The sequence below is a fragment of the Isoptericola sp. NPDC055063 genome, assembly GCF_053608125.1.
The window spans coordinates 1-23722 of sequence record NZ_JBSGUW010000017.1; the positions used below are offsets into that span (position 1 = coordinate 1).

General features: G+C 74.9%; 20 protein-coding genes and 1 pseudogene. 13 read left to right on the plus strand and 8 right to left on the minus strand.

Features of this window, described 5'->3' with window-relative positions:
* Window positions 1-440: pseudogene (locus tag ACWF41_RS18785) on the minus strand (hypothetical protein); the annotation flags it as partial.
* Window positions 441-546: 106 nt separating this feature from the next.
* Complete coding sequence (locus ACWF41_RS18790; protein WP_380320418.1) at window positions 547-936, minus strand: VOC family protein; 390 nt, start codon at window positions 934-936, stop codon at window positions 547-549.
* 121 nt (window positions 937-1057) lie between these two features.
* On the opposite strand from ACWF41_RS18790, the gene ACWF41_RS18795 reads away from it, so the two are divergent.
* The 3 genes from ACWF41_RS18795 to ACWF41_RS18805 all read left to right on the plus strand — a co-directional run bounded on the left by ACWF41_RS18795 (window position 1058) and on the right by ACWF41_RS18805 (window position 4997).
* Window positions 1058-1555 (plus strand): GNAT family N-acetyltransferase, encoded by a 498-nt coding sequence (locus ACWF41_RS18795; protein ID WP_380320421.1) that lies wholly within the window; start codon window positions 1058-1060, stop codon window positions 1553-1555.
* A 94-nt stretch (window positions 1556-1649) separates the two neighbouring features.
* A complete protein-coding gene (locus ACWF41_RS18800; protein ID WP_380320424.1) occupies window positions 1650-4367 on the plus strand; it encodes a UvrD-helicase domain-containing protein in 2718 nt (905 codons plus the stop codon).
* A gap of 51 nt (window positions 4368-4418) precedes the next feature.
* Window positions 4419-4997, plus strand: a complete 579-nt coding sequence (locus tag ACWF41_RS18805; RefSeq protein WP_380320427.1) for an ASCH domain-containing protein — start codon at window positions 4419-4421, stop codon at window positions 4995-4997.
* Window positions 4998-5005: 8 nt separating this feature from the next.
* On the opposite strand, the gene ACWF41_RS18810 is transcribed toward ACWF41_RS18805, so the two are convergent.
* Together ACWF41_RS18810 and ACWF41_RS18815 are read right to left on the minus strand one after the other, a co-directional pair.
* Complete coding sequence (locus ACWF41_RS18810) at window positions 5006-5557, minus strand: Clp protease N-terminal domain-containing protein (RefSeq protein ID WP_380320430.1); 552 nt, start codon at window positions 5555-5557, stop codon at window positions 5006-5008.
* Window positions 5557-5766, minus strand: coding sequence for an RNA polymerase subunit sigma-70 (locus ACWF41_RS18815; protein ID WP_380320433.1), 210 nt, complete (start codon window positions 5764-5766; stop codon window positions 5557-5559). Before ACWF41_RS18815 ends, ACWF41_RS18810 begins: the two co-directional genes overlap by 1 nt.
* 279 nt (window positions 5767-6045) lie before the next feature.
* On the opposite strand from ACWF41_RS18815, the gene sucC reads away from it, so the two are divergent.
* The 4 genes from sucC (at window position 6046) to purN (ending at window position 10211) form a co-directional block, all read left to right on the plus strand.
* Window positions 6046-7215, plus strand: coding sequence for an ADP-forming succinate--CoA ligase subunit beta (gene sucC / locus ACWF41_RS18820; protein ID WP_380320436.1), 1170 nt, complete (start codon window positions 6046-6048; stop codon window positions 7213-7215).
* A 38-nt stretch (window positions 7216-7253) separates the two neighbouring features.
* Window positions 7254-8150 (plus strand): succinate--CoA ligase subunit alpha, encoded by an 897-nt coding sequence (sucD, locus tag ACWF41_RS18825; protein WP_380320439.1) that lies wholly within the window; start codon window positions 7254-7256, stop codon window positions 8148-8150.
* Between the two features lie 124 nt (window positions 8151-8274).
* The gene (locus ACWF41_RS18830; RefSeq protein ID WP_380320442.1) at window positions 8275-9531 is read left to right on the plus strand and encodes a cell division protein PerM; all 1257 of its coding nucleotides are present in this window, start codon (window positions 8275-8277) and stop codon (window positions 9529-9531) included.
* A 23-nt stretch (window positions 9532-9554) separates the two neighbouring features.
* Complete coding sequence (gene purN / locus ACWF41_RS18835; RefSeq protein ID WP_380320445.1) at window positions 9555-10211, plus strand: phosphoribosylglycinamide formyltransferase; 657 nt, start codon at window positions 9555-9557, stop codon at window positions 10209-10211.
* A gap of 9 nt (window positions 10212-10220) precedes the next feature.
* Here purN and ACWF41_RS18840 read toward each other — a convergent pair whose 3' ends face one another.
* Window positions 10221-10808, minus strand: coding sequence for an ArsR/SmtB family transcription factor (locus ACWF41_RS18840; RefSeq protein ID WP_380320448.1), 588 nt, complete (start codon window positions 10806-10808; stop codon window positions 10221-10223).
* Window positions 10809-10892: 84 nt separating this feature from the next.
* Between ACWF41_RS18840 and ACWF41_RS18845 the strand changes: the two genes are divergently transcribed.
* Window positions 10893-12218: an MFS transporter gene (locus ACWF41_RS18845; protein ID WP_380320451.1), complete on the plus strand. Its 1326-nt coding sequence runs from the start codon at window positions 10893-10895 to the stop codon at window positions 12216-12218.
* A 64-nt stretch (window positions 12219-12282) separates the two neighbouring features.
* Here ACWF41_RS18845 and ACWF41_RS18850 read toward each other — a convergent pair whose 3' ends face one another.
* Entirely contained in the window at window positions 12283-13305 is a 1023-nt protein-coding gene (locus ACWF41_RS18850; protein WP_380320454.1) for an SDR family NAD(P)-dependent oxidoreductase, read from the minus strand.
* 93 nt (window positions 13306-13398) lie between these two features.
* Between ACWF41_RS18850 and ACWF41_RS18855 the strand changes: the two genes are divergently transcribed.
* Window positions 13399-13971 carry a TetR family transcriptional regulator gene (locus ACWF41_RS18855; RefSeq protein WP_380320457.1) on the plus strand — a complete coding sequence of 191 codons (573 nt, stop codon included), beginning with the start codon at window positions 13399-13401 and terminating at the stop codon, window positions 13969-13971.
* A 175-nt stretch (window positions 13972-14146) separates the two neighbouring features.
* On the plus strand, window positions 14147-15781 hold the full coding sequence (gene purH, locus ACWF41_RS18860) for a bifunctional phosphoribosylaminoimidazolecarboxamide formyltransferase/IMP cyclohydrolase (protein ID WP_380320460.1): 1635 nt from the start codon (window positions 14147-14149) through the stop codon (window positions 15779-15781).
* 76 nt (window positions 15782-15857) lie between these two features.
* Here purH and ACWF41_RS18865 read toward each other — a convergent pair whose 3' ends face one another.
* Window positions 15858-17156: an NAD(P)/FAD-dependent oxidoreductase gene (locus ACWF41_RS18865; protein WP_380320463.1), complete on the minus strand. Its 1299-nt coding sequence runs from the start codon at window positions 17154-17156 to the stop codon at window positions 15858-15860.
* Between the two features lie 73 nt (window positions 17157-17229).
* On the opposite strand from ACWF41_RS18865, the gene ACWF41_RS18870 reads away from it, so the two are divergent.
* Window positions 17230-17583: a DUF3017 domain-containing protein gene (locus tag ACWF41_RS18870; protein ID WP_380320466.1), complete on the plus strand. Its 354-nt coding sequence runs from the start codon at window positions 17230-17232 to the stop codon at window positions 17581-17583.
* Between the two features lie 102 nt (window positions 17584-17685).
* Here ACWF41_RS18870 and ACWF41_RS18875 read toward each other — a convergent pair whose 3' ends face one another.
* Window positions 17686-18714: an MIP/aquaporin family protein gene (locus ACWF41_RS18875; protein ID WP_380320469.1), complete on the minus strand. Its 1029-nt coding sequence runs from the start codon at window positions 18712-18714 to the stop codon at window positions 17686-17688.
* A 244-nt stretch (window positions 18715-18958) separates the two neighbouring features.
* Between ACWF41_RS18875 and ACWF41_RS18880 the strand changes: the two genes are divergently transcribed.
* Together ACWF41_RS18880 and ACWF41_RS18885 are read left to right on the plus strand one after the other, a co-directional pair.
* Window positions 18959-19948 (plus strand): malate dehydrogenase, encoded by a 990-nt coding sequence (locus ACWF41_RS18880; RefSeq protein WP_380320472.1) that lies wholly within the window; start codon window positions 18959-18961, stop codon window positions 19946-19948.
* 50 nt (window positions 19949-19998) lie between these two features.
* Entirely contained in the window at window positions 19999-23607 is a 3609-nt protein-coding gene (locus tag ACWF41_RS18885) for an ATP-binding cassette domain-containing protein (RefSeq protein ID WP_380320475.1), read from the plus strand.
* Window positions 23608-23722 lie beyond the last annotated feature (115 nt).

Consider the following 23722-nt stretch of genomic DNA (forward strand, 5'->3'; position numbering starts at 1 on the left):
GCGTGCTCGCCCTGGTGCAGGGTGGTGGCGATCTCGGTGGTGACGGCGCGTCTGGCGAGCTCGAGGCGGCGGGCGGAGGGTGCCCGGCGGGCGGTGGGGTCGGCGGGGTCCAGGAGGTCGGACTCCAGGGCCTCGGCCAGGCTCGTGGCCTGGGCGAGGAGGACCGCGCGGTGGGCGTGCAGGGTAGCGATCTCGGCGTCGTTCGCGGCGAGCTGGTCGAGCACCCGGTCCAGGTCGGCCAGGGTCGGATGTTGCAGCGGCGCGGCCGCTTGCTGGGGTGGTGCTTCTTCCTCCAGCAGCTCGCTGATCGACGGGGTCCACGACCGTGGCATCGCAGCGAGCCGCTCCGCCGCCGCATTCAGGCCCACCGGCCCGCTCGCGCGACCCGCAGGCGTTCCGGCGGAGGTGCCGGTCGCGGAGTCGGGGAGCGTCGTCGTCATGCCCCCAGCCTAGCGACGTTCGAACACCTGTTCTATGCCTTCCCGGCAATCTGTGGACAACCGCGCGCCGCCGCTCGCGACAGGACGTGACGTGGCCCGACCCCGCTCAGCCCTCGGCGTTCTCCGTGACGTAGAGCAGGTTCCCGTCGGGGTCGCGGAAGGTGAACATCGGTGGGGCGGAGCCCCAGAGGAGGAGCTCACCCACGTCGACGCCGGCGGCCGCGAGGGCCGCGTGGTCCGCGCCGGCGTCCCGCGTGCCCAGGCGGATCCCGGTGTCGACCCCCGACGGGAGGCCGTCCCCGGCGCGGACGAGCGAGAGGGACGCGCCGCCGCCCCCGCCGGGGGCGATGTCGATCCAGCGGAACCCTGGCTGCAGCTCCGCGTCGAAGCGGACCTCCATGCCGAGCATCGACGTGTAGAACTCGAGGGCGGCGTCCTGGTCGCGGACGGGTACGGCGACGGTGAGGACGCCGGTGACGCGCGCTGCTGTGGGCATGAGGGGCCTTTCGTCGGTCCGGCCCGGACGGCCGGTCTCCTGGGTCGACCGCCGAACGGGCACGGTCTCATCGGCGAGCGGCTTAGGGTGTCCGACGGCAGCACGGCACGACGGAGGAACCATGACGACGCAGGACGCCGCGGTACGACGGGACGACGGCCGCTGGGCGGTGCGCGTCGCCGCCCTCGACGAGCTGGACGTGCGGACCGCGTACGAGGCGTGGCGGCTGCGCCAGGACGTGTTCGTCGTCGAGCAGGAGTGTGCGTACCCCGACCTGGACGGCCGGGACGCGGAACCCGGGACCCGGCACGTGGTGCTGCTCGACGGGGAGCGAGGCGGCCGCGTGGTCGCGACGGCCCGCGTCCTCGACGACGGCGACGTGCAACGCATCGGCCGCGTCGTGTGCCACCCCGCCGTGCGCGGCACCGGGGCCTCCGGCGTCCTCATGCAGGCCGCGCTGGACGTGGCCACCGCGGCCGCACCGTCGGCGGACGTCGTGCTCGGCGCGCAGTCGCCGCTGACCGGCTTCTACGGACGGTTCGGCTTCGCGCCGGACGGGCCGGAGTACCTCGAGGACGGCATCCCGCACACGCCGATGCGGTTGCACCGCTCGCTGTGACGTCCGGCGAGGCGGGTCGACAAGCCGACCACCCCGGGACGCCACGGCCGGGCGGGTCCGGGATGTCGGCCCCGGAGCCTAGGCTTGGTCCACGATGACCTCCCTGTTCGACAGCCTGTCCCTGCCCGGGTTCGACCACGCCGCGAAGGACGACACCGCACGCCTGCCGCCGGTCGCCCCGCGCTGGGACGACGACGCCGCAGACCCGTCGTCCGGCGCGCCCGCCTGGGTGCGCGACGCGGCGTCGGTGGCCCACGACGGCGGGGGCGAGCCGGGCCGGCCGCGGTCGCGAGGGGCGTTCGCGCACCTGGACCCGGACGCGCTGGTGGAGGGGCTCAATCCCCAGCAGCGGGCCGCCGTCGAGCATGCGGGCTCCCCGCTGCTCATCGTGGCGGGGGCGGGGTCGGGCAAGACGCGCGTGCTCACGCACCGCATCGCCTACCTGCTGGCCACGGGGCGGGCGCGGCCGGGGGAGATTCTCGCGATCACGTTCACCAACAAGGCCGCCGCGGAGATGCGCGAGCGGGTCGAGCATCTCGTGGGCCCCGCCGGCGGGCGGATGTGGGTCTCGACGTTCCATTCCGCGTGCGTGCGGATCCTGCGCAAGGAGGCCAAGACCCTCGGCCTGCGCTCCAGCTTCTCCATCTACGACGCCGCGGACAGCCAGCGCCTCATCACGCTGGTGACGCGCGAGCTGGACCTGGACCCGAAGAAGTACCCGGCGCGCTCCCTGGCGCACAAGATCAGCGACCTGAAGAACGAGCTGATCGACCCGGACACGTACGCGCGGCAGTCGGGCGCGGACACCGCGGATCACGCCGACGCCGCCGAGCCGCCCGCCGCGGGCTGGCGCGCGCGGGCTGCGGGAGGCGGGCTGGCCGACGGCGGGGCGCCCGAGTTCGACACCGTGCTGGCCGACGTCTACCGCCGCTACCAGCAGCGCCTCGCGCAGGCCAGCGCGCTCGACTTCGACGACATCATCATGACCACGGTGAACCTGCTGCAGGCGTTCCCGAACGTGGCGGAGCACTACCGGCGCCGGTTCCGGCACATCCTGGTGGACGAGTACCAGGACACGAACCATGCGCAGTACATGCTGGTGCGCGAGCTCGCGGGCGCCACCGCGGACGGCCCCGGCGTCGACGGCCTGGACCCGGCCGAACTGACGGTGGTGGGCGACGCCGACCAGTCCATCTATGCGTTCCGCGGCGCCACGATCCGCAACATCGTGGAGTTCGAGGAGGACTACCCGGACGCCACGACCATCCTGCTGGAACAGAACTACCGCTCCACGCAGACGATCCTGACGGCCGCCAACGCCGTCATCTCGCGCAACCCGGACCGCAAGCCCAAGCGGCTGTGGACCGACGCGGGCGCGGGGGAGAAGATCGTCGGCTACGTGGCCGACGACGAGCACGGCGAGGCGCGGTTCGTCGCGGAGGAGATCGACCGGCTCGGCGACGCCGACGGCGTGCGCCCCGGGGACGTCGCGGTGTTCTACCGCACCAACGCCCAGTCGCGGGCGCTGGAGGAGGTGCTGATCCGCGTCGGCCTGCCCTACAAGGTGGTGGGCGGCACGCGGTTCTACGAGCGCCGCGAGATCAAGGACGCCATCGCCTACCTGCGCGCGCTGGCGAACCCGGACGACGACGTCAACCTGCGCCGCGTGCTCAACGTGCCCAAGCGCGGGCTGGGCGACAAGGCCGAGTCGCTCGTCGCGTCGTTCGCCGACCGCGAGCGGCTGTCGTTCGGGGCGGCGCTGGAGCGCGCCGACGAGATCGGCGGCATGACCACCCGCACCTCCAAGCCCCTCCTGGCGTTCCGCGACATGATGCGCGACCTGCGCGCGCTGGTCGACGACGGAGAGCCGCCCGCCACGATCCTGGGCGCGGTGCTGGACCGCACCGGCTACCTCGCCGAGCTGCGCGCGTCGGACGACCCGCAGGACGCGTCGCGCGTGGAGAACCTCGCCGAGCTGCACGCGGTCGCGGCCGAGTTCAGCGAGCTGGACCCCGAGGGCGACCTCACCGACTTCCTCGAGCGCGTGTCCCTGGTGGCCGACGCCGACCAGATCCCCGACGAGGACGTGGCCGACGGGGAGGCGGAGCAGGAGCCCAAGGAGGACCAGGGCGTCGTCACGCTCATGACGCTGCACACCGCCAAGGGCCTCGAGTTCCCCGTCGTCTTCCTCACGGGCATGGAGGACGGCACGTTCCCGCACATGCGCTCCCTGCACGACGACTCGGAGCTCGCCGAGGAGCGCCGGCTCGCGTACGTCGGGATCACCCGCGCGCGCCAGCGGCTGTACATCACGCGCTCGGCCGTGCGGTCGGCGTGGGGCATGGCGAACGAGTTCCCGCCCAGCAGGTTCCTCGAGGAGGTCCCCGAGGAGCTGTGGGACTGGCGGCGGCGCGAGTCGTCCACGCAGTACCTGCGGCGCGGCGGGTCGGCGTGGGGCGGGTCGGCACGGGGCGGGTCGGCACGGTCGGGGACGTCCCGCGGCGCGTCGTCGGGCAGCACGTGGTCGCCGCAGCGGAAGTCGCCGTCCGAGGGCGTCGGCGGCCGGATCGGCCGTCCCAAGGACGCGGGCACGACGACGGGGACCGGCGCGACGTTCGGCTCGGCCACGCCGCGCAAGGACGCGGACGTCCCGTCGCTCGACGTGGGGGACAAGGTCACGCACGACGCGTACGGCGTCGGCACCGTCGTGTCCCTGGAGGGCAGCGGGCCGAACTCCGTCGCGCGGATCGACTTCGGCGCGGACGGCACCAAGCGGCTGCTGCTGCGGTACTCGCCAGTCACGAAGCTCTGACGTCGGGCGAACCGCCGAGCGACCGGGGCCGGGATCCGGCATCGTGACCGTGTGCTGCTGGACGCGAGGACGCTGCGCGGGCTCGCCGACGGGACGGTGACCCACACCTACCGTCGGTGGGCCGTGGTGCGCGTGCAACCCGGGTCGACGATGCGCACCCGGGTGGGCGTGGTCGAGGTGACGGCCGTGGACCCGGTGGCGCTGGAGGCCGTCGACGACACGGACGCGCGCGGGGCGGGCTTCCGCTCGGCGTCGACCGCCCGCGCCTGGATCGAACGGCGCGGCGAGGGCGAGCTGTACCGGGTGGGCCTGCGCCTGGCGGGCCCGGACCCGCGCGTCGCGCTGCGGGAGGACGACGACCTGGACGACGCCGCCGTGGACGCGATCCGCACCCGGCTCGCGCGCATGGACCGCGCCGCCCCCGTGCCGTGGACCCTCGACTACCTGGAGCTCGTCGAGGCGCGGCCCGCCGTCGTCGCGCGCACCCTCGCCGAGGGGCTGGGCATGGAGCGCGACCCGTTCAAGATCCGGGTGCGGCGGCTCAAGGAGCTGGGCCTCACCGAGAGCCTCGACGTCGGCTACCGGCTGTCGCCCCGCGGGCGCGCCTACCTCGCCCGGACGCGCGAATAAGCACGGTGTCAGGCTGCGCGGCCCTCGCTCACGGCGGCGGCGCGCAGGGCCGCGACGTCGGTGCCCGCGTCGCGCAGCGCGGCCTCCAGGACGCGGCCGCCGGGGCAGTCGGCGCGCAGCACGCCGAGCAGCAGGTGCCGGTCGTCGATGCCCTTGTCGCCGAGGCGCACCGCCTCGCGCAGCGCGAGCTCGAGCGCCTTCTTCGCGTCCGGGGCGAACGGGTGGTGCGAGCGCTGCCGGCGCGGCTTCGCGGCGCGCTCGAGGGCGCCGCGCCCGAAGACCTCGTCGGTGCGCCTGCGGACCTCGTCGAGGTCGACCCCGACCGAGGCCAGCGCGGCGCCGTCGAGGGTGTCGTCGGCCTCGACGGCCTGCCGGCAGCGCGCCTCGACGTCCGCCGGGTCGAGCCCGGCGGCCCGGAGGGTGGCGGCCGCTGAGCCTCCGCGGCGGGCGAGCGCGACGACCAGGTGACGCGTGTCGATCGTCTCGGTGCGCAGGTCGACCGCCACCTCCTGGGCGTCGACGACGGCGGCGCGTGCGTCCTTCGTGAACCTCTCGAACATCAGATCCTCCTGCCGTGCTTCTTGTGGACGGCCTGCTTGGTCACGCCGAGCGCGTCGGCGACGTCCTGCCACGACCAGCCGAGCGTCCGGGCCCGCTCCACCTGGAGCGTCTCGAGGCGGTCGGCCAGGTCCCGCAGCGCGCGGACGGCCCGCAGGCCCTCTCCTGGGTCGTCGCCGGCGGCGGCGCCGACGAGCGTCTTCTCCGTCATGCCGTCAACTATGGTTGACGTCCTTGAGCTCTGTCAACCCGTGTTGACGCAACTGTCCGGCGGAGCTGTCAGGGCCACGCGAAGGCATGGATGGTCCTGAGCCTGACAACTCGGGCGGGCGGCTGTGGGATCGGTCACCTGCGGCGGGGGATTGCAGGGCCGCGGTTCCCGGCGTCGCGCGGGTCGGACTACCCTGTTCGGGGATGTCTTGATGTCGAGACATCGTTCGTGCCGGCCTCTGCCGACCCAGGGGCACCACCGATGGAAGGACGCAGCAGGGTGGACCTGTTCGAATACCAGGCTCGCGACATCTTCGAGAAGCACGGCGTGCCCGTGCTCGGCGGCGTCGTCGCGACGACGCCCGAAGAGGCTCGCGCAGGTGCAGAGGAGCTCGGCGGCGGGACCGTCGTCGTCAAGGCCCAGGTGAAGGTCGGTGGCCGCGGCAAGGCCGGCGGCGTCAAGCTGGCGCACTCGCCGGCCGAGGCCGAGGAGAAGGCCTCCGAGATCCTCGGGATGGACATCAAGGGCCACACGGTCCACCGCGTGATGATCGCGCAGGGCGCCAAGATCGCCGAGGAGTTCTACTTCTCCGTGCTCCTGGACCGCGCGAACCGCAACTACCTCGCCATGTGCTCCGTCGAGGGCGGCATGGAGATCGAGCAGCTCGCCGTCGAGCGCCCCGACGCCCTCGCCAAGGTGGCCGTCGACCCGATCGTGGGCATCGACGAGGCCAAGGCGCGCGAGATCGTCGACGCCGCGAACTTCGCCGACGAGCTCAAGGCCCCCGTCGCCGACGTCATCCAGAAGCTCTGGACGGTCTTCACGGCCGAGGACGCGACGCTCGTCGAGGTGAACCCGCTGGTCCGCACCGAGGACGGCTCGATCGTCGCCCTCGACGGCAAGGTGTCGCTGGACGACAACGCCTCCGAGGTGCGCCACCCGGACCACGAGGCGCTCGAGGACAAGGCCGCGGCGGACCCGCTGGAGGCCAAGGCCAAGGAGAACGGCCTCAACTACGTCAAGCTCGACGGCGAGGTCGGCATCATCGGCAACGGCGCGGGCCTCGTGATGAGCACGCTCGACGTCGTCGCGTACGCCGGCGAGGCGCACGGCGGCGTCAAGCCCGCCAACTTCCTCGACATCGGCGGCGGCGCGAACGCCACCGTCATGGCGAACGGCCTGGACGTCATCCTCAACGACCCGCAGGTCAAGAGCGTGTTCGTCAACGTCTTCGGCGGCATCACCGCCTGCGACGAGGTCGCCAAGGGCATCGTCGGCGCGCTGGAGATCCTCGGCGACGAGGCCAGCAAGCCGCTGGTCGTCCGCCTCGACGGCAACAACGTGGATCTCGGCCGCGCCATCCTGCGCGAGGCGAACCACCCGCTGGTCACCCTGGCCGAGACCATGGACGGCGGCGCCGACAAGGCTGCCGAGCTGGCCAACGCCTGATCGCCCGAGACGACGCGGAAAGCAGAGACTTCACTGACATGTCCATCTACCTGAACAAGGACAGCAAGATCATCGTCCAGGGCATCACCGGCGGGATGGGTGCCAAGCACACCGCCCTGATGCTCGACTCCGGCGCACAGATCGTGGGCGGCGTCAACGCCCGCAAGGCCGGCACCACCGTGACCCACAAGGACCACGAGGGCAACGACGTCACGCTCCCCGTCTTCGGCACCGTCAAGGAGGCCATGGCGGAGACCGGCGCGAACGTGTCCGTCCTGTTCGTGCCGCCGGCGTTCACCAAGGACGCGGCGATCGAGGCCGTCGACGCCGAGATGCCGCTGATCGTCGTCATCACCGAGGGCGTCCCGGTGCAGGACTCCGCCGAGGTCTTCGCCTACCTCCAGGGCAAGAAGACGCGCATGATCGGCCCGAACTGCCCCGGCATCATCACGCCGGGCGAGTCGCTCGCCGGCATCACGCCGCACACCATCACGGGCAAGGGCCCGATCGGCCTCGTGTCGAAGTCGGGCACCCTGACCTACCAGATGATGTACGAGCTGAAGGACCTCGGGTTCTCGACCGCCATCGGCATCGGCGGCGACCCGGTCATCGGCACCACGCACATCGACGCGCTCGAGGCCTTCGAGAACGACCCGGAGACCAAGGCGATCGTCATGATCGGCGAGATCGGCGGCGACGCCGAGGAGCGCGCCGCGGCCTACATCAAGGAGCACGTGACGAAGCCGGTCGTCGGCTACGTCGCGGGCTTCACCGCCCCCGAGGGCAAGACCATGGGCCACGCCGGCGCCATCGTCTCCGGCTCGGCGGGCACCGCGCAGGCCAAGAAGGAGGCCCTCGAGGCCGTCGGCGTGAAGGTCGGCAAGACGCCGTCCGAGACCGCCGAGCTCATGCGCGAGATCCTCGAGGCGCTCTGACTGCGAGCGTCCTGACGCACCGCGCGACGGCGCCCGTCCCTCCGGGGGCGGGCGCCGTCCGCGTGTCCGCGGGGCCCTGTGTGTCTGCGCGGTTCCGCCCGGTGCCCGGGGGACGATGGGGCCCGTGAGCGCACCGCCCGGAACCCGATCCCCCCGCACCGGCCGCACGGTCGAGGGCGGCTCCTCGGCCCGGCGCCTCGGCCGCGGGGGAGAGCGGTTCGCGGCGTCGACGTCCGGTGCGTGGGCCGCCCTGCAGGGGATCGTGCTGTCCGGGGCGGTCGTCGTGCTGCTCGCCGTGGTCGGCGTGCTCGGCGGCTCGCCCGACTCCGCGTGGACGGGCGCCGTCGGCCTCGCGACCGGGCTCTGGCTGCTGGGCCACGGCGTGCCGCTGGCCGCCGGGACCGGCGTGGTCACGCTCGTCCCGCTCGGGATCGGCGCGCTCGCGGTCTTCACGACGTACGTCTCGGTCAAGCGCTCGGCGCTGCCCACGCTGGCGGCGTGGGTCGGGGCGGCCGCCGCCTACGCGGTGGTGACGTGCGCCCTCGCGGCCGCGACCGCCGGCGTGGCCGGCGGCGACGGGCTGGCCGCCACCGGGCCGCGGCTCGCGCTGGCGGCGCTCGGCGGCCTCGTCGTCGGGGGCGCGGGCGCGGCGCTCGGCATCCTCGTGCCGCCGGACCGGCCCGCCGTCGTCGCGCCCGGCGGGCTCCTCGACCGCGCCGTGCCCGACGTCGTGCGGCTCGGGATGCAGGCGGGCACCGTCGCGCTCGTCACCCTGGTGGGCCTCGGCGCCGCGCTCACGGGGGTGTGGGGGGTGGCCGGGCGCGCCACGTCGGAGGACGTGGTGGCGGGCCTCGACCCGGGCTGGATCGGCGGCGTGGTGTTCGCGGTGGCCCAGCTCGCCCTGCTGCCCAACCTGGTGCTGTGGGCGACGGCGTGGCTGGCCGGGCCCGGGTTCGCCGTCGGGCAGGACACCCTGTTCGCCCCTGGTGGGACGACGACCGGTCCGCTGCCGGCCGTGCCCCTGCTGGGCGCCCTGCCCGGGCCCGACTGGTCGGGCACCGTGGCGACGGTCGCGGGCCCGCTGACGGTCGTCGCCTGCGGGCTGCTCGCCGGGTGGTTCGCGTGGCGCCGGCTCGACCCCGAGCGGGTGCGCTGGGCCGACGTCGCGCAGGTGCTGGTGGGCGTGGTGCTCCTGGCCGGCGTCGTGACGGGGCTGCTGCAGTGGTGGGCGGGCGGTGCGGTCGGCGCCGGCCGGCTGGCGGACGTCGGGGCGGACCCGTTGCTCGTGGGCGCCGTGGTGGCGGTCGAGGTCGGCGTCGGCGCGGCGGTGGTGCTGGCGGGCGGGTACCTGGACGTGGGATCGCGGCTGCGGCGCGGGTAGGGGCCGCCGGTAGGGTGGGCGTCGTGCAGACCCCGTCCGGCCACCCCGTCGCGTCCACGTCCGCCCAGGCGACGGCCCAGGCCCGGCTCGTCGTCCTCGCCTCCGGCGGGGGCTCCAACCTCGCGGCGCTGCTCGCCGCCCACGACGACGCCGCCTACGGGGCCCGCGCCGTCGGCGTCGTCTCCGACAAGCCGGACGCCGGGGCCCTCGACCTGGCCCGCGACGCGGGCGTGGCGTCCGTGGTCGTCGCCCCGCGGGACTTCGACGACCGCGCGGCCTGGAACGTCGGCATCGCCGAGGCCGTGGCCGTCTTCCGGCCGGACTTCGTGGTGCTGGCTGGCTTCATGCGCATCCTCGCGCCGTCGTTCGTCGAGCGCTTCGCCGGGCGGATCGTCAACACGCACCCGGCCCTGCTGCCGTCGTTCCCCGGCGCGCACGGCGTGCGCGACGCCCTCTCCTACGGCGTGAAGGTCACCGGCTGCACCGTGCACGTCGTCGACGCCGGGGTCGACACCGGCCCGATCCTCGCCCAGGCCACCGTGCCCGTGCTCGACGGCGACGACGAGGCCGCGCTGCACGAGCGGATCAAGGTCGCCGAGCGCGCCCTGCTGGTGGAGACCGTGGGGCGCGTCGCCCGCGAGGGCCTGCGTGTCGACGGGCGCCGGGCGACCCTCGGCTGACGCCCGGGCTCAGCCCTTCGTGTCGCTCGCTGCCTTCTCGTCGTCGTCCGCGGACGTGTCGTCGCGCGGGCCCAGCACCGTGACGACCTGGTAGGTGTCGCGGGCGACACCCTGGCTGTCGCGGGCCTTCGCGAGGTTCTCCTCGCTCCAGCGGTCGATCAGCGCGGCGAGCTCCTGCGCCATGCCGTCCGCCTCCTCCTTGGTCAGAAGAAGCGTCGTGAGCAGGAACTGCCGGCGGGCGGCGCCGTCGTCCCGCTCGTCGTGCGTGAAGACGTCGGAGACCCAGCGCAGCGCCGGCCGCAGGATCGCGGTGCCGGCCGCAGGAGAGTTCGACTTGATCTGGTAGGTCTCCGCCACGTTGGTCCACACCCGGTCGCGCTTGTCGCGCGCGTGCTCCGGCGCCTCGACGATGAGCCCGGCCTTGGCGAGCACCCGCAGGTGGAAGCTCACCGAGTTGGCGGGCTGCCCGATCGCCTCGGCGAGGTCGGCGGCGCGCGCGTGCCCCACCACCGACATCTGCATGAGGATCCGCTGACGGACGGGGTTCGCGATGGCGCGCAGCGCCGCGGGCTCGCTGATCTCCATGGACTCCAGCACGGGGACGAGCCTAGCAAGAATTCCGCAACACCCAATGCGCAATGACTATTGCGCAACAAGCGTTGCGGGTCTACCGTCGTCCTCATGACCGAGACCCCGACGACCGCAGCGCCGTCCACCGTGAGCGAGACCGTCGTCCCGACCGAGGGCGTCGACGTGACCGAGGCGCTCGCGCCCCTGCGCCGCAACCGGCCGTACATGCTGCTGATGACGGGGCTCACGACCCAGTCGCTGGGCGGCAGCATCACCAAGTTCGCCGTGCCGCTCCTGGCGCTCCAGCTCACCGGCTCGCCGACCGCCGCCGGCGTGGTGGCGGCGGTGGGGCAGACCGGCGCACTGCTCGCGGCCCTGCCGGCCGGCGTCGTCGCCGACCGCACGGACCGCCGCCGGCTGGTCGTCGTCGCCGCGAGCGTCGCGGCGCTCCTGTGGGCGACGGTCGTCGTCGCGGGGATCACCGGCGGGCTCACCGCCTGGCACCTCGCCGCGGTCCTCTTCGGCGCGGCGGTCGCCACCGCCTTCCTCGACCCGGCCATCAGCGGCGCCTTCCGCGCCGTCGTCCCGCAGCCGCAGCTGCCCACCGCGTACGCCGCGGCCCAGGGGCGCGACGCCGTCGCGGGGATGCTCGGGGGCCCGTTGGGCGGCGCGCTCTACGGCGTCGCGCACGTCGTGCCGATGCTCGGGGCGGTCGTCGGCGAGGTCGCCACGGCCGTCTGCGCCTTCTTCGTCCGGGAGCCCCTGGGCGGCGACGCCGACGCGGCCCGCGCCACCCGCCCGCTGGACGCCCTCAAGCAGGGGCTGCGCTTCGTGTGGGCCGTGCCCCTGTTCCGCGCCTGCCTCGGCCTGTTCGTCATGGTCAACATCGCGCTCGGCGGCATGATGATCGGCATCAGCCTCGAGCTCGCCCGCACGGGCACCCCGCCCGTGCTGATCGGCGTGTTCAACATGGTCGCCGCGGGGTCGATGCTGCTGGGCTCGTTCGTCGCGCCGCCGCTCGTCGCGCGGATGCGGCTCGGCGCCGTGACCGTCGTGTCGCTCGGGCTGCTGGTGATCGCGTTCGCGGGCATGGCCCTCACGCAGACGTATGTCGCGTACCTCGTCCTCATCGGCGGCGGCGTGCTCCTGGTCCCGGCCGTGAACGCGGCGATGGCCGGCTATACCGCGGCGATCACGCCGGGGGAGATGCAGGGCCGGCTGGCCTCGGTCCTCGGGCTCAGCGGCGTGGCGGCGATGCCGTTCGCCCCGCTGGTCGGCGGCACCCTCCTCGGGGCGGGCGGCATCGGCGTCGTGCTGTGGACCCTGGTGGCGCTGCTCGCCGCCACCGTCGTCGGCCTGGCGCTGGTGCGGTCCCTGTGGCGGGTCGGCACCCCGGACTCCTGGGCCGACGACGCCCTCCCGATGCCCGCGGAATGACCCGTCCGCGAGTTGTCAGGGCCGCGTGGACAACGACGTCCACGTGGCCCTGACAGGTCGCGCGTCAGACGGCGGACCAGCCGCCGTCCGACGCGACGATCGCGCCGTTGAGGTTCACGGCGTCCGTCGACAGCAGGAACGTGATCGACGCGGCGAGGTGCTCCGCCGTCGCGATCCCGGGGATGTTGCCCATGAACCGTCCCAGCCGCGGGCCGCCGAACTCGGCCTGGCCGGGCACCTGGATGCCGGTGGCGACCCCGCCCGGCGCGACGGCGTTCACCTGCACGCCCGTGCCGGCGTACATCACGGCCGACGACTTGGTGAGGCCGACGACGGCGTGCTTGGAGGCGGTGTACGCGGCGCCCGCGGCGGACCCTCGCAGCCCCGCCTCGGAGGCGACGTTGACGATGCGGCCGCGGCCGGCGTCGAGCATCCCGGGCAGGACGGCGCGCATGAGGCGCATCGTGCCGTCGACGTTCACGCGCATCACGCGCTCCCACATCGCGTCGGTGAGCTCGTGCACCGCGCCCATGTCGTCCATGATCCCGGCGACGTTGGCGAGGGCGTCGACGCGGTCGCCCGCGGCGCGGACGATCTCCTCGACGGACGCGGGGGAGGTGATGTCGCCCGCGACGGACACGACGTCCCCGCCGGGGAGCGACGCGGCGAGCTCGTCCAGCTTCTCCTTCGCCAGGTCGACGGCGACGACGCGCCCGCCCTCGCGCGCCACCCGGGACGCGACGGCGCGGCCGATGCCGGACGCGGCGCCCGTGACGATCACCGTCTGCCCGGCGAAGCGGCCCGGGGTGACCTGCTCGGCCCAGGGTGCGGGGGCGGGGGAGCCGGTCCGCTCGGGGGCGTCGGCGTCGTCCGGCGCCTGCTCGCGATAGGCGGCGACGAGGCCGTCGACCATCTCCGCGGGGAACTGGCCGTTCGACAGGGTGACGAGCTGCTTGAGGGGCAGGCTCCGGGCCGGGGCGAGGGCCTCGGCGGACGCGCCGGCCTGCTCCAGGACGGCGCCGATGATGCGGCCTCCGACGGGGTGGTCGAGCCACTCGCCGACGGTCGAGGATGCGGACAGGGCCATGGTGCTCTCCTTGCTGGACGTTCCCTCGCGGGCTGGTGCGCCGCCTCTCGACGACCTATCCGGACAACACTGTCCGGTTGTTAGTCTATTCCGGTGCCCACCGACCCGAGCAAGCCCCGCCCGTCCGCCCGGAGCAACCCCGGGCCCGCGGCCGCCGCGCGCAACCGTGCGGCGCTGGTGGCGGCGGCGCACGCCGTGTTCGCCGAGTCCGGCACCGCGGCCCCGCTGAGCGCGGTCGCGCGCCGTGCCGGCGTCGGGCAGGGCAGCCTCTACCGGCACTTCCCGGACCGCGTCTCGCTCGTCGCCGCCGTCGTCGAGGAGAACGTCGTCGCGCTGGAGCGGTCGTCGGCGGACGGCGCCGCGCTGCCGGAGCTCCTCGGCCTCGTGACGCGGCACGCGATCGAGTCCGTCGGGGTGGTCGACCTGCTGGTCGAGGACCGCCCGGGGCGCATGCTCGAGCTGCGCGACCGCGTCGCCGCCGTGCTCGCCGAGCGTCTCGAGGCGGCGCTCGCGGCCGGGCACGTGCCCGCGGGGTCCACGGTCGAGGACCTCATGCTCGGCGTCGAGCTCGTGGCCGGGGCGCTCACCCGGCGCCCCGCGGCCGAGCGCGGGCCCATGGCGTCGCGGGCCTGGCGGCTGCTCGGCGTCGAGGTGGCGCTGCCGTGACCGCCGCCGTGACCCCGCGGTGACTCGGCCCGACGGCGTTCGATAGACTCGCCCCCGGCCGTGACTGGCGAGGGTGGGTCACCACCGGGGAGCGGCCACCCCCAGATCGACCCGCTGTGCGCGCCGCCCGCCTGGGTGCCAGGGTCCTTGAGAGACGACTTTCGAGGAGACCTTCATGACCGGCGCCCCCACCGCTCCCGACGTCCAGCTCGCCGACGACGCCCAGCGCCCCGTGCGCCGCGCGCTGCTCAGCGTCTACGACAAGACCGGCCTGACCGAGCTCGCCACCGCCCTGCACGCCGCGGGCGTGGAGCTCGTCTCGACCGGCTCCACGGCCTCGAAGATCGCCGACGCCGGCATCCCTGTCACGCGAGTCGAGGAGCTCACCGGCTTCCCGGAGTGCCTCGAGGGTCGCGTCAAGACGCTGCACCCGCGCGTGCACGCCGGCATCCTCGCCGACACCCGCAAGGCCGACCACCTCGCCCAGCTCGCCGACCTCGGCATCGAGACGTTCGAGCTGGTCGTGGTGAACCTCTACCCGTTCGCGGCGACCGTCGCGTCCGGCGCCGGCCCCGACGAGGTCGTCGAGCAGATCGACATCGGCGGCCCGTCCATGGTCCGCGCCGCGGCCAAGAACCACCCGAGCGTGGCCGTCGTCGTCGACCCGGCACGCTACGACGACGTCGTCGCGGCCGTGCAGGGCGGCGGCTTCACCTTCGCGCAGCGCAAGCGCCTCGCCGCCGCCGCGTTCGCGCACACCGCGCAGTACGACGTCGCGGTCGCCTCCTGGTTCGCCAGCTCGTACGCGCCCGACGCGGTCGCGCTCGAGTCGCACATGCCCGACGTCACCGGCGCCGCCTTCGAGCGTGCGGAGGTGCTGCGCTACGGCGAGAACCCGCACCAGAAGGCCGCCCTGTACACGCGGACCGACGGCGCCACCGGCCTCGCCCAGGCCGCGCAGCTGCATGGCAAGGCGATGAGCTACAACAACTACGTCGACGCCGACGCCGCGTGGCGCGCCGCGCACGACCACGAGGGCCCGGCGGTCGCGATCATCAAGCACGCCAACCCCTGCGGCATCGCCGTCGGCGAGGACATCGCGCAGGCGCACGCCCGCGCGCACGCCACCGACCCGGTCTCGGCGTACGGCGGCGTCATCGCGGCCAACCGCGTCATCACCCGGGCCGCGGCCGAGGGGATCGCGCCGATCTTCACCGAGGTCGTCGTCGCACCGGGCTTCGAGCCCGAGGCGCTCGAGATCCTCCAGAAGAAGAAGAACGTGCGGCTGCTCGTCGTCGACACCCCGCCGCACGCCGTCGCCGAGAACCGCCCGATCTCCGGCGGCATGCTGGTCCAGGAGGTCGACCGGTTCCAGGCCGAGGGCGACGACCCCGCATCGTGGACCCTCGCCGCGGGCGAGGCCGCCGACGAGGCCACCCTCGCCGACCTGGCCTTCGCGTGGCGGTCGGTGCGCGCGGCGAAGTCGAACGCCATCCTGCTCGCCGACCGGGGTGCCGCCGTCGGCATCGGCATGGGCCAGGTCAACCGCGTGGACTCCTGCCGCCTGTCCGTCGAGCGGGCCAACACGCTCGCCGAGGGCGAGTCCGGCCCGGTCGAGCGGGCGCGCGGCTCCGTCGCCGCGTCCGACGCGTTCTTCCCCTTCGCCGACGGCCTGCAGGTGCTGCTCGACGCCGGCGTGCGCGCCGTCGTGCAGCCGGGCGGCTCCATCCGCGACGCCGAGGTGATCGAGGCCGCGCAGGCCGCCGGCGTCACGATGTACCTCACCGGCACGCGCCACTTCGCGCACTGAGGAGTGCCGAACAGGCGGTTGACACCGTGATGGGGCGCGTCGACGCCCCACAACGGTGTCAACCGCCTATTCGGCGTCAGGGGGCGACGGCGGCCTTGAGCCGGACGGCGGGGTCGAGGGCGCGCGCCAGGTCGAGCCGGAGCGGCTCGCCGCGGCTCATGAGACGGCGCACGCCGCCGACGTCGCGCGGGGAGTCGACGAGCAGCACGGCGCGGACGGTCGCGACGCCGTCGAGCGGGCCGTCGACGTCCGGGGCCTCCGCCGGGTCCAGGTAGAGCGCCGCCCACGGGCCCTCGCCGGGGGCGCCCCGCAGCACCACGGGGGAGCCCTCGGCGGGCAGCCCGAGCAGGGCCAGGTCGTGGCCGAGCTGCTGGGAGAAGACGTACGGCGCGTGGCCGGCGCCGTGGTCGCCACCGGCGCCCTCGATGCCGAGCAGGGCGCGGACGGTCGGGTCCGGGTCGTGCAGGGCGGCCGACCAGTGCCCGCCGGGCACCGTGCCGAACACCGGGTGCGCGCGCGAGGCGACGTCCCCGACCGCCCACACCCGCGGGTGGCCGGGGACGCGGCCGTCGGCGTCCACCTCCAGCGCGCCCCGCGGGTCCAGCGGCAGCGCGCCCGCGAGCCAGCCCGTCGCGGGGCGGGCCCCGACGGCGGTGAGCACGAGGTCCGCCGGGACGTGCTCGCCGCCGGCCAGGCGCACCCCGGTGTCGTCGACGGCAGCCACCGCGGACCCGGTGCGCAGGTGGACCCCCGCGTCGTCGTACCAGCCCGCGAGGCGCGCGCCGATCTCGCGGCCGAGCTGGCGGGACAGGGGCGCGTCCGCGGCCTCGAGCACCGTGACGTCGGCGCCCGCCCCGGCGGCCACGCCCGCGAGCTCGGCCCCGATCCAGCCCGCCCCCACGATGACGAGCCGCAGGCCCGGGCGCAGCGCCGACCGCAGCCGCTCGGCGTCGGCCGCCGTGTGCAGCAGGGCGGAGGCGTCGAAGCCGGGCGGCACCACGGGCACCGAGCCCATGGCCAGCACGACGGCGTCGGCCTCGACGCGGTCGGCGCCCGTCACGACGACCACGCCGTCCGGACCGGTCTCCAGCGCCCGCGCGGGCTCCGCCAGGCGGACGTCGTCGGCGAGCGTCTCGACGTCGACGCCGAGGTCCGCGCTCAGCCAGACGGGCTCGGGGCGCGTGAGGAGCTCCTTGGACAGCGGCGGGCGGTCGTAGGGCGGCACGCCCTCCGCGCCGAGCAGGGTGACGCGGCCGTCGAAGCCGTGCGCGCGCAGCGCCGCGACCGTCTGCGCTCCCGCGAGGCCCGCGCCGACCACGACGACCGTGCGGGGCCGGGGGACGGGCTGGGAGGTGGGGGTCGTGGGCTCGGGCACGTTGCTCACCGTAACCCGGGTGGGACGGGCACCAGGGACGGGCGCCCTCCCGACGACGGTAGGCTCGTCTGCCGTGGATCCCCGTGCACTGCCCGACCCTCCCGGAGGGCGCAAGCCCGCGCCCACCTGGCACTCCGTGGAGGCCGAGCACGAGGAGGCCGCCCGCGCCGTGCCCGGCCCGGAGCGCGCGATCGTCACGGTGCTGAGCGGGATCGTCCTGGCCGTGCTGCTCGGCGTGCTGGTCGGCGCCCGCCTCGGGGTCGGCGTGATCGCCCTCACGCTGGCCGTCGCGGGCACGTGGCGGGCCACCTCCCGGACCGGGCCGGTCGGCCTCGTCGTGCGCAGCCGCGGCTTCGACGTCTTCCTGTGCTGGGCGGCGGCGGTCGTGATCGGCGTCCTCGCGGTCACCGCGCCCGGCCTGAGCTGAGCGGCGCCCCGCCGGCACGACGACCCGTCTGGACGGGACGCTGGACAGGACGAGGGCCGGCACCCCGCGGGGATGCCGGCCCTCGTGCCGTGCTGAGCCGGGTCAGGCGCGGGGTGCGTCGCCCTTCGGCTCGTCGCCCGACGCGTCCTGTGCGGCGTCCGAGGCGTCGGCCGCGCGCTCCTCGGCTTCGGCCTCGGGAACGGCCGGGAGGGCGCCGTCGTCGACGACGTCGTGCTCGGCGCCGGTCCGCGCGGTGTCGGCCTCCTCGGTGCGCTCCTCGACGGTCACGGCCGCGTACTCGAACTCGGTCAGCGCGACGGCTGGCACCGGCTGGAACGCGCGGACGAACAGCGCGGCGAGCGCCGCGCCGACCAGCGGGGCGACGACGAAGACCCACAGCTGGCCCCAGGTCCACCCGCCGGCGAACACGGCCGAGGCGAACGACCGCGCCGGGTTGAGCGACGCGTTGGTGACCGGCCAGGCGACGATGATCAGGGCGCCGAGGGCCAGGCCGATGACGGCGGGGGCGAAGGCGGACTTCGAGCGCTTGCTCGTCACGGCGAGGATGATCCCGACGAAGACGGCGGTGACGATCACCTCGACGAGGATCGCCGACCACTGCGAGAACTGGACGGGGCTGCCCGACGCCGCGGTGAGGTTCGCCAGCGGCGAGTGGCTGCCGAAGCCGTTGGCCGTCCCCGCGAGGACGCCGGCCTTGTCCTCGGCGCCCACGAGGGCCGGGTACCCGGTCGGGACGAGGGAGAACACGACCGCGGCGGCGGCGGTGCCGCCGACGAGCTGCGCCACCCAGTACGGCGCGAGGTCGCGCCACGGGGTGCGGCCAGCGAGCGCCGCGCCGAGCGTCACCGCCGGGTTGAAGTGGCCGCCGGACACGGCGCCGACCGCCGCGATCGCGCCCATGAGGAGGAGCGCGGCCGCGAGCGCCACGGGAAGGATCTGGTTGTTGTTCACGGCGTTGAACGTGGCGGTGCCGACGATGCCGAGCACCAGCACGAACGTGCCGAACGCCTCGGCGGCGAGGCGCTGGAACAGGCCGTGCTCGACGGGCGCGGCCGCGGTGTCGACCTCGACCGAAGCCGTACCGCCCTCGGCGGCGATGTCCTGGGACATGAGGGTCCTTCTCTGTTCGGGAGACGGGCGTCTCGGTTCGCCCCCCGCTCGGAGGGCCGGTCGTGCGTGACCGACCTCGCAGGCCGGCAGCGCGGGCATGCTTCCACCGTGGTCTGAACGGTTGCTGAGCGCGGGCCGACGGTGGCGCTGCTCGCACCGTACCGCGCGTCGTCCCAGGTCGCGTTCCGCCACGGCGGTCGGCGTGCCGGTCGACCCGGGAGCCGGGCTGCGCCAGAGTGGGGGCATGACCACACCAGTGAACGTCACCGTCACCGGGGCGGCGGGCCAGATCGGGTACGCGCTGCTCTTCCGGATCGCGTCGGGCGCGATGCTCGGCCCCGACACCCCCGTGCGGCTGCGGCTGCTGGAGATCCCGCAGGCGGTGAAGGCGGCCGAGGGCACGGCCATGGAGCTCGACGACTGCGCCTTCCCGCTGCTCGACGGGATCGACATCCACGACGACCCGACGGCCGGCTTCGCGGGCACCAACATCGCCCTGCTGGTGGGCGCGCGGCCCCGCGGCCCGGGCATGGAGCGGGCGGACCTGCTCGAGGCGAACGGCGGCATCTTCGGGCCGCAGGGCCGGGCCATTAACGCGGGTGCGGCGGACGACGTGCGGGTGCTCGTGGTGGGCAACCCGGCGAACACGAACGCGCTGATCGCGGCGTCGAACGCGCCCGACGTGCCGAAGGACCGGTTCACGGCGATGACGCGCCTGGACCACAACCGCGCCCTGTCGCAGCTCGCGAAGCGGGCCGACGTGCCGGTGTCGCAGGTGCGCCGGGTCACGATCTGGGGCAACCACTCGGCCAGCCAGTACCCGGACGTGTTCCGCGCCGACGTGGCCGGCACCCCCGGCTCCCGGTACGCGGACGAGGACCGGCTCTGGCTGACGGACGACTTCATCCCGACGGTCGCCAAGCGCGGTGCGGCGATCATCGACGCGCGGGGCGCGTCGTCGGCCGCGTCGGCGGCGAACGCGGCGATCGACCACGTGCACGACTGGGTGCTGGGCACGCCCGCCGGCGACTGGACCAGCGCCGGCCTGTGGTCGACGGGGCAGTACGGCGTGCCCGAGGGCCTCGTGTCGTCGTTCCCGGTGACGTCGTCGGGCGGCGCCTGGGAGGTCGTCGAGGGCCTCGAGCTCGACGACTTCTCCCGGGAGCGGATGACCGCCAGCGTGGCGGAGCTCGCGGAGGAGCGGGACGCGGTGCGGGCGCTGGGGCTGATCTAGCCGAAAATCACGGGCGGGGCGTCGGTGGGCCCACGTAGGATTTCCGGGCCATGATCGACGCCCCTGCCGCGCGCGCGGACCACGCCAGCCCCACCGCCGCCCCCACCCCGGACGACCCGTCCCGTCGTCTCGACTGGCGCCGCCTGCGCGGCCCCGTCGCCGCGGTCGCGCTGGTCGCGCTCACGCTCGGGGCGGTGGGCGCCGCGCTCGGCACGGTCGTCGCGGGCCGCCTCGCGGAGGACCCGACGGGTGGCCTGCTCCTGCTGCTGACCCTCTGCGTGGTGGGCGCCGCCCTGTTCGACACGGCCGGGCAGGTCGTGTGGGCGGGCGTCGTCGACCGGGCCGAGGGCCGCCTGCGCGGCGACCTGCTCACCGCCGCGCTGCACCAGCCCCTCGCCACGCTCACGGAGCAGGCGGTGGGCGAGGTGCTCGACCGCGTCGACGACGACACGCACGCCGTCGGCACGCTGGTGCGCCGGCAGCTGTGGGGCGCGGGCCGCACCGTCGTGGGCGTCGTGCCCATGTACGTGGTCGCGGGCATCACCTGGTGGCCCGCGTGGGTGCTGTTCCCCGTGCTCGGCGCGCTGGCCGGGCTCCTCGTGCGGCCGATGCTGGGCGAGATCGCCCGCCGCAAGGTGACCGAGGAGGCGGCCTGGACCGACCACGCGGCCGCGTTCGAGGAGTCGGTCGCCGCCCGCGACGACCTGCGCACGAGCCTCGGTCAGCCGTTCGCGATCCGCCGCCTGGCGCAGCGCTCGGCGGACGTGCACCGCAAGTTCCGCGACGTGGTGACGGTCGAGTCGCGGATGCTGCGGCGCGCCGGGCTGGTGCTGGCGTCCCTGCTCGCCGGCGTGGCCGTGGCCGGCGCGGCCCTGGCCTCCGGTGGCGCCCTCGCCGTCCAGGAGCTCGTCACGCTGTTCCTCGTGACGGCCATGTTCGTGGGCCAGGTGGACAACCTCATCCACCACCTGCCGGACATCCAGGAGGGCCTGGGCGCGATCACGCGCATCAAGCAGATGCTCGGCGTCGAGCCCGAGCCCACGGGCGGGCGCGACCTGCCCGAGGGCCCCGTCGGCATCGAGCTGCGCGACCTGCACTTCTCCTACGCCGAGGGCACCTTCGCGCTGCAGGGCGTGAACCTGCACGTCCCGGCGGGCCAGACGGTGGCGCTCGTCGGGCGCACCGGGTCGGGCAAGTCGACGCTCGCGTCGCTGCTGTCGCGCGCCGTCGAGCCGGAGCCCGGCACAGTGCTCCTGGGCGGCGTGGACGTCCGCGACCTCGACCTGCAGAAGCTGCGCGCCGCGGTGGGCGTCGTGACGCAGCGCACCGAGATCCTCGCCGGCACCCTGGCCGAGAACATCGCCCTGTTCGCCGACGTCCCGCGCGACGACATCGAGGCGGCCGTGCGCGAGCTGCGCCTGGACGCCTGGGTGTCCGGCCTGCCCGACGGGCTGGACACGCTGCTCGGGCCGGGCGGCACCTCGCTGTCGGCGGGGGAGGAGCAGCTCGTCGCGTTCGCCCGTCTGCTGGTCCGCGACGTCCAGGTGGTCGTGCTCGACGAGGCGACCGCGCGCATGGACCCGCTCACCGAGGCGCGCGTCGTCGCTGCGTCGGAGCGGCTGCTCGCCGGCCGCACGGGCGTGCTCGTCGCCCACCGGCTCACCACCATCGAGCGGGCGGACCTGCTCGCGGCGCTCGACCACGGGCGCGTCGTGCAGCAGGGCCCGCGGGCCCGGCTCGCGCGCGAGGACGGCCCCTACCGCGACCTGCTCCTGGCGAGCGACGCCGCCGAGGCGCCCGTGGCGAGCGCCGGGGCCGCCGAGGAGGTGGCCGCGGCGCTCACCGCGCACGAGGCCGCGCCGGGGGCGACCCCGGAGGCCGCCGAGCAGCAGGTCGAGCAGGGGGCCGGGCACGGGGCCGAGCACCACGTGGGCGGCAAGCGCCGCCGGGGCGCGGCGCCGGACCTCGCCGACCCCGGCGAGGGGCCGAGCCTCGCGCGCGGCGTGCTGCACGCGCTGTTCGTGCGGCCCGCGTGGGGCGTCGTCGGTGCGCTGCTGTTCCTCGTGGCCAGCCTCGTCTCCGCGCAGGGCGCGCTCACCGGGTTCCTGTGGGGGCAGGCGGTCGAGGGGCTCGACGACGGCTTCCCCACCGTGCTCATGGTGTCGTTCGCCGTGCTGCTCGTCGTCGCGCCGCTCGCCCTCGCCTGGGCGCTGTTCGTGTACCCGCGCTGGTGGGTGGAGGTGCTGCTGCGCGTGCGGATGGCGGTCATGGCCGGCCAGACGCGCCAGGAGCGGCTGCGTGCCACCCCGCCCGGCGAGGTCGTGGCCCGGTCGATGGACGCGGACCGGTTCGTGCGGTACGCGGACCGCTGGGTCGACTTCGTCAACGGCCTCGTCATCGCCGGCGTGACGGCGCTGCTGTCCGGGTCGTGGCTCGCGGGCGGCGTGCTGCTCGCCGTCATGGTCGTCTCGGCCGCGGCGTCGGCGATCGGCCGCCCCATCGCGGGCCGCTCGGCCACCCGGTCGTCGGCGGCGCGCGCCCGCTTCGGCCGCGCCCTGGTCTCGACGCTCGACTCCGCGCGCACGGTGAAGCTCGCCGCGCGCACGCCCGAGGTGCACGCGCACCTGCGGCACGTGGACGGCGGGCGCGTGCGCGCCGCGATCTTCGAGCACCGGGTGCAGGCCGCGCTCGACGGGGTGCCGATGATCATGGTGCAGCTCGGCGTCGTCGCCGCGTGGGCGGGCCTGCTCACCGGCACGTGGGGGCTCGCGACGGCGCTGCTGGTCGCGAACGCGGTGAACGGGTTCGGCTGGTTCGGCGTGGTCGCGGGTGCGGTCGTCACGGAGGCGCCGGGCACCCGGTCGTGGCAGCGCGCCACGGGCCGCTTCGCGGCGGGCACGGACCTCATGGACCTGCCGGCCGGCGTCGACCTGCTCACGGGCGAGGCGCCGCTGCCGGCGCCGGGACCGCGCCGGGCGCTGGAGCGGCTGCGCCTCGAGGGCGTCACGGCCGTGCACGACGACGGCACCATCGGGGTGTCCGACGTCGACCTGGAGGTGCGGCGCGGCGAGCTCGTGCTGCTGCTCGGGCAGGTGGGGTCGGGCAAGTCGAGCCTGCTGTCGGCGCTGAGCGGCCTCATGGAGCACACGGGGACCATCCGCTGGAACGGGCAGGATGTCGCCGACGCCCAGACGTTCCTGCGCCCCGGGCAGGTGGCCCACGTCGCGCAGGTGCCGCGGGTGCTCTCGGGCACCTTCACCGAGAACGTGCGCCTGGACCACGAGCGGGACGTCGACGGGCCGGTCGCGGCCGCGCGCCTGGGGCAGGACGTCGCGGAGGCCGGCGGCCCGGACGCGCTGGTCGGGCACCGCGGGGTGCGGCTGTCGGGCGGGCAGGTGCAGCGACTGGCGCTCGCCCGCGCGCTCGCGACCGACGCCGAGCTGCTGCTCGCCGACGACGTCTCGTCCGCCCTCGACGCCACCACCGAGATCGAGCTGTGGGCGTCGCTGCGCGAGCGGGGCACCACGGTGGTGGGCGCGACGTCGAAGCGCGCGGCCCTGTCGCGCGCGGACCGCGTCGTCGTCCTCGCCGACGGCGAGGTCGCGGAGGTCGGGCCGTGGCACGAGCTCGCACCGCGGTGGGGGCACCTGGCCGGCTGACCCGGGACGGTGTTGTGGGGGGGAAGTTTGGCCCCTTTTTCTGGGGGCAGAAGGAAAAAAAATCGCTTCCCCCAAAAAAGGGGAGCACAATTTTTGTGAGGTGGGGTAAAAGTGA

What these genes read in the sequence shown, in the direction of transcription:
- ACWF41_RS18795 (WP_380320421.1), top strand. Translation starts at nt 1,058, where the DNA reads ATGACGACGCAGGACGCCGCGGTACGACGGGACGACGGCCGCTGGGCG.
- ACWF41_RS18845 (WP_380320451.1), top strand. Translation starts at nt 10,893, where the DNA reads ATGACCGAGACCCCGACGACCGCAGCGCCGTCCACCGTGAGCGAGACC.
- ACWF41_RS18880 (WP_380320472.1), top strand. Translation starts at nt 18,959, where the DNA reads ATGACCACACCAGTGAACGTCACCGTCACCGGGGCGGCGGGCCAGATC.
- ACWF41_RS18850 (WP_380320454.1), bottom strand. Translation starts at nt 13,305, where the DNA reads ATGGCCCTGTCCGCATCCTCGACCGTCGGCGAGTGGCTCGACCACCCC.
- sucD (WP_380320439.1), top strand. Translation starts at nt 7,254, where the DNA reads ATGTCCATCTACCTGAACAAGGACAGCAAGATCATCGTCCAGGGCATC.
- ACWF41_RS18885 (WP_380320475.1), top strand. Translation starts at nt 19,999, where the DNA reads ATGATCGACGCCCCTGCCGCGCGCGCGGACCACGCCAGCCCCACCGCC.
- ACWF41_RS18800 (WP_380320424.1), top strand. Translation starts at nt 1,650, where the DNA reads ATGACCTCCCTGTTCGACAGCCTGTCCCTGCCCGGGTTCGACCACGCC.
- purH (WP_380320460.1), top strand. Translation starts at nt 14,147, where the DNA reads ATGACCGGCGCCCCCACCGCTCCCGACGTCCAGCTCGCCGACGACGCC.
- ACWF41_RS18815 (WP_380320433.1), bottom strand. Translation starts at nt 5,766, where the DNA reads ATGACGGAGAAGACGCTCGTCGGCGCCGCCGCCGGCGACGACCCAGGA.
- ACWF41_RS18790 (WP_380320418.1), bottom strand. Translation starts at nt 936, where the DNA reads ATGCCCACAGCAGCGCGCGTCACCGGCGTCCTCACCGTCGCCGTACCC.
- ACWF41_RS18875 (WP_380320469.1), bottom strand. Translation starts at nt 18,714, where the DNA reads ATGTCCCAGGACATCGCCGCCGAGGGCGGTACGGCTTCGGTCGAGGTC.
- ACWF41_RS18810 (WP_380320430.1), bottom strand. Translation starts at nt 5,557, where the DNA reads ATGTTCGAGAGGTTCACGAAGGACGCACGCGCCGCCGTCGTCGACGCC.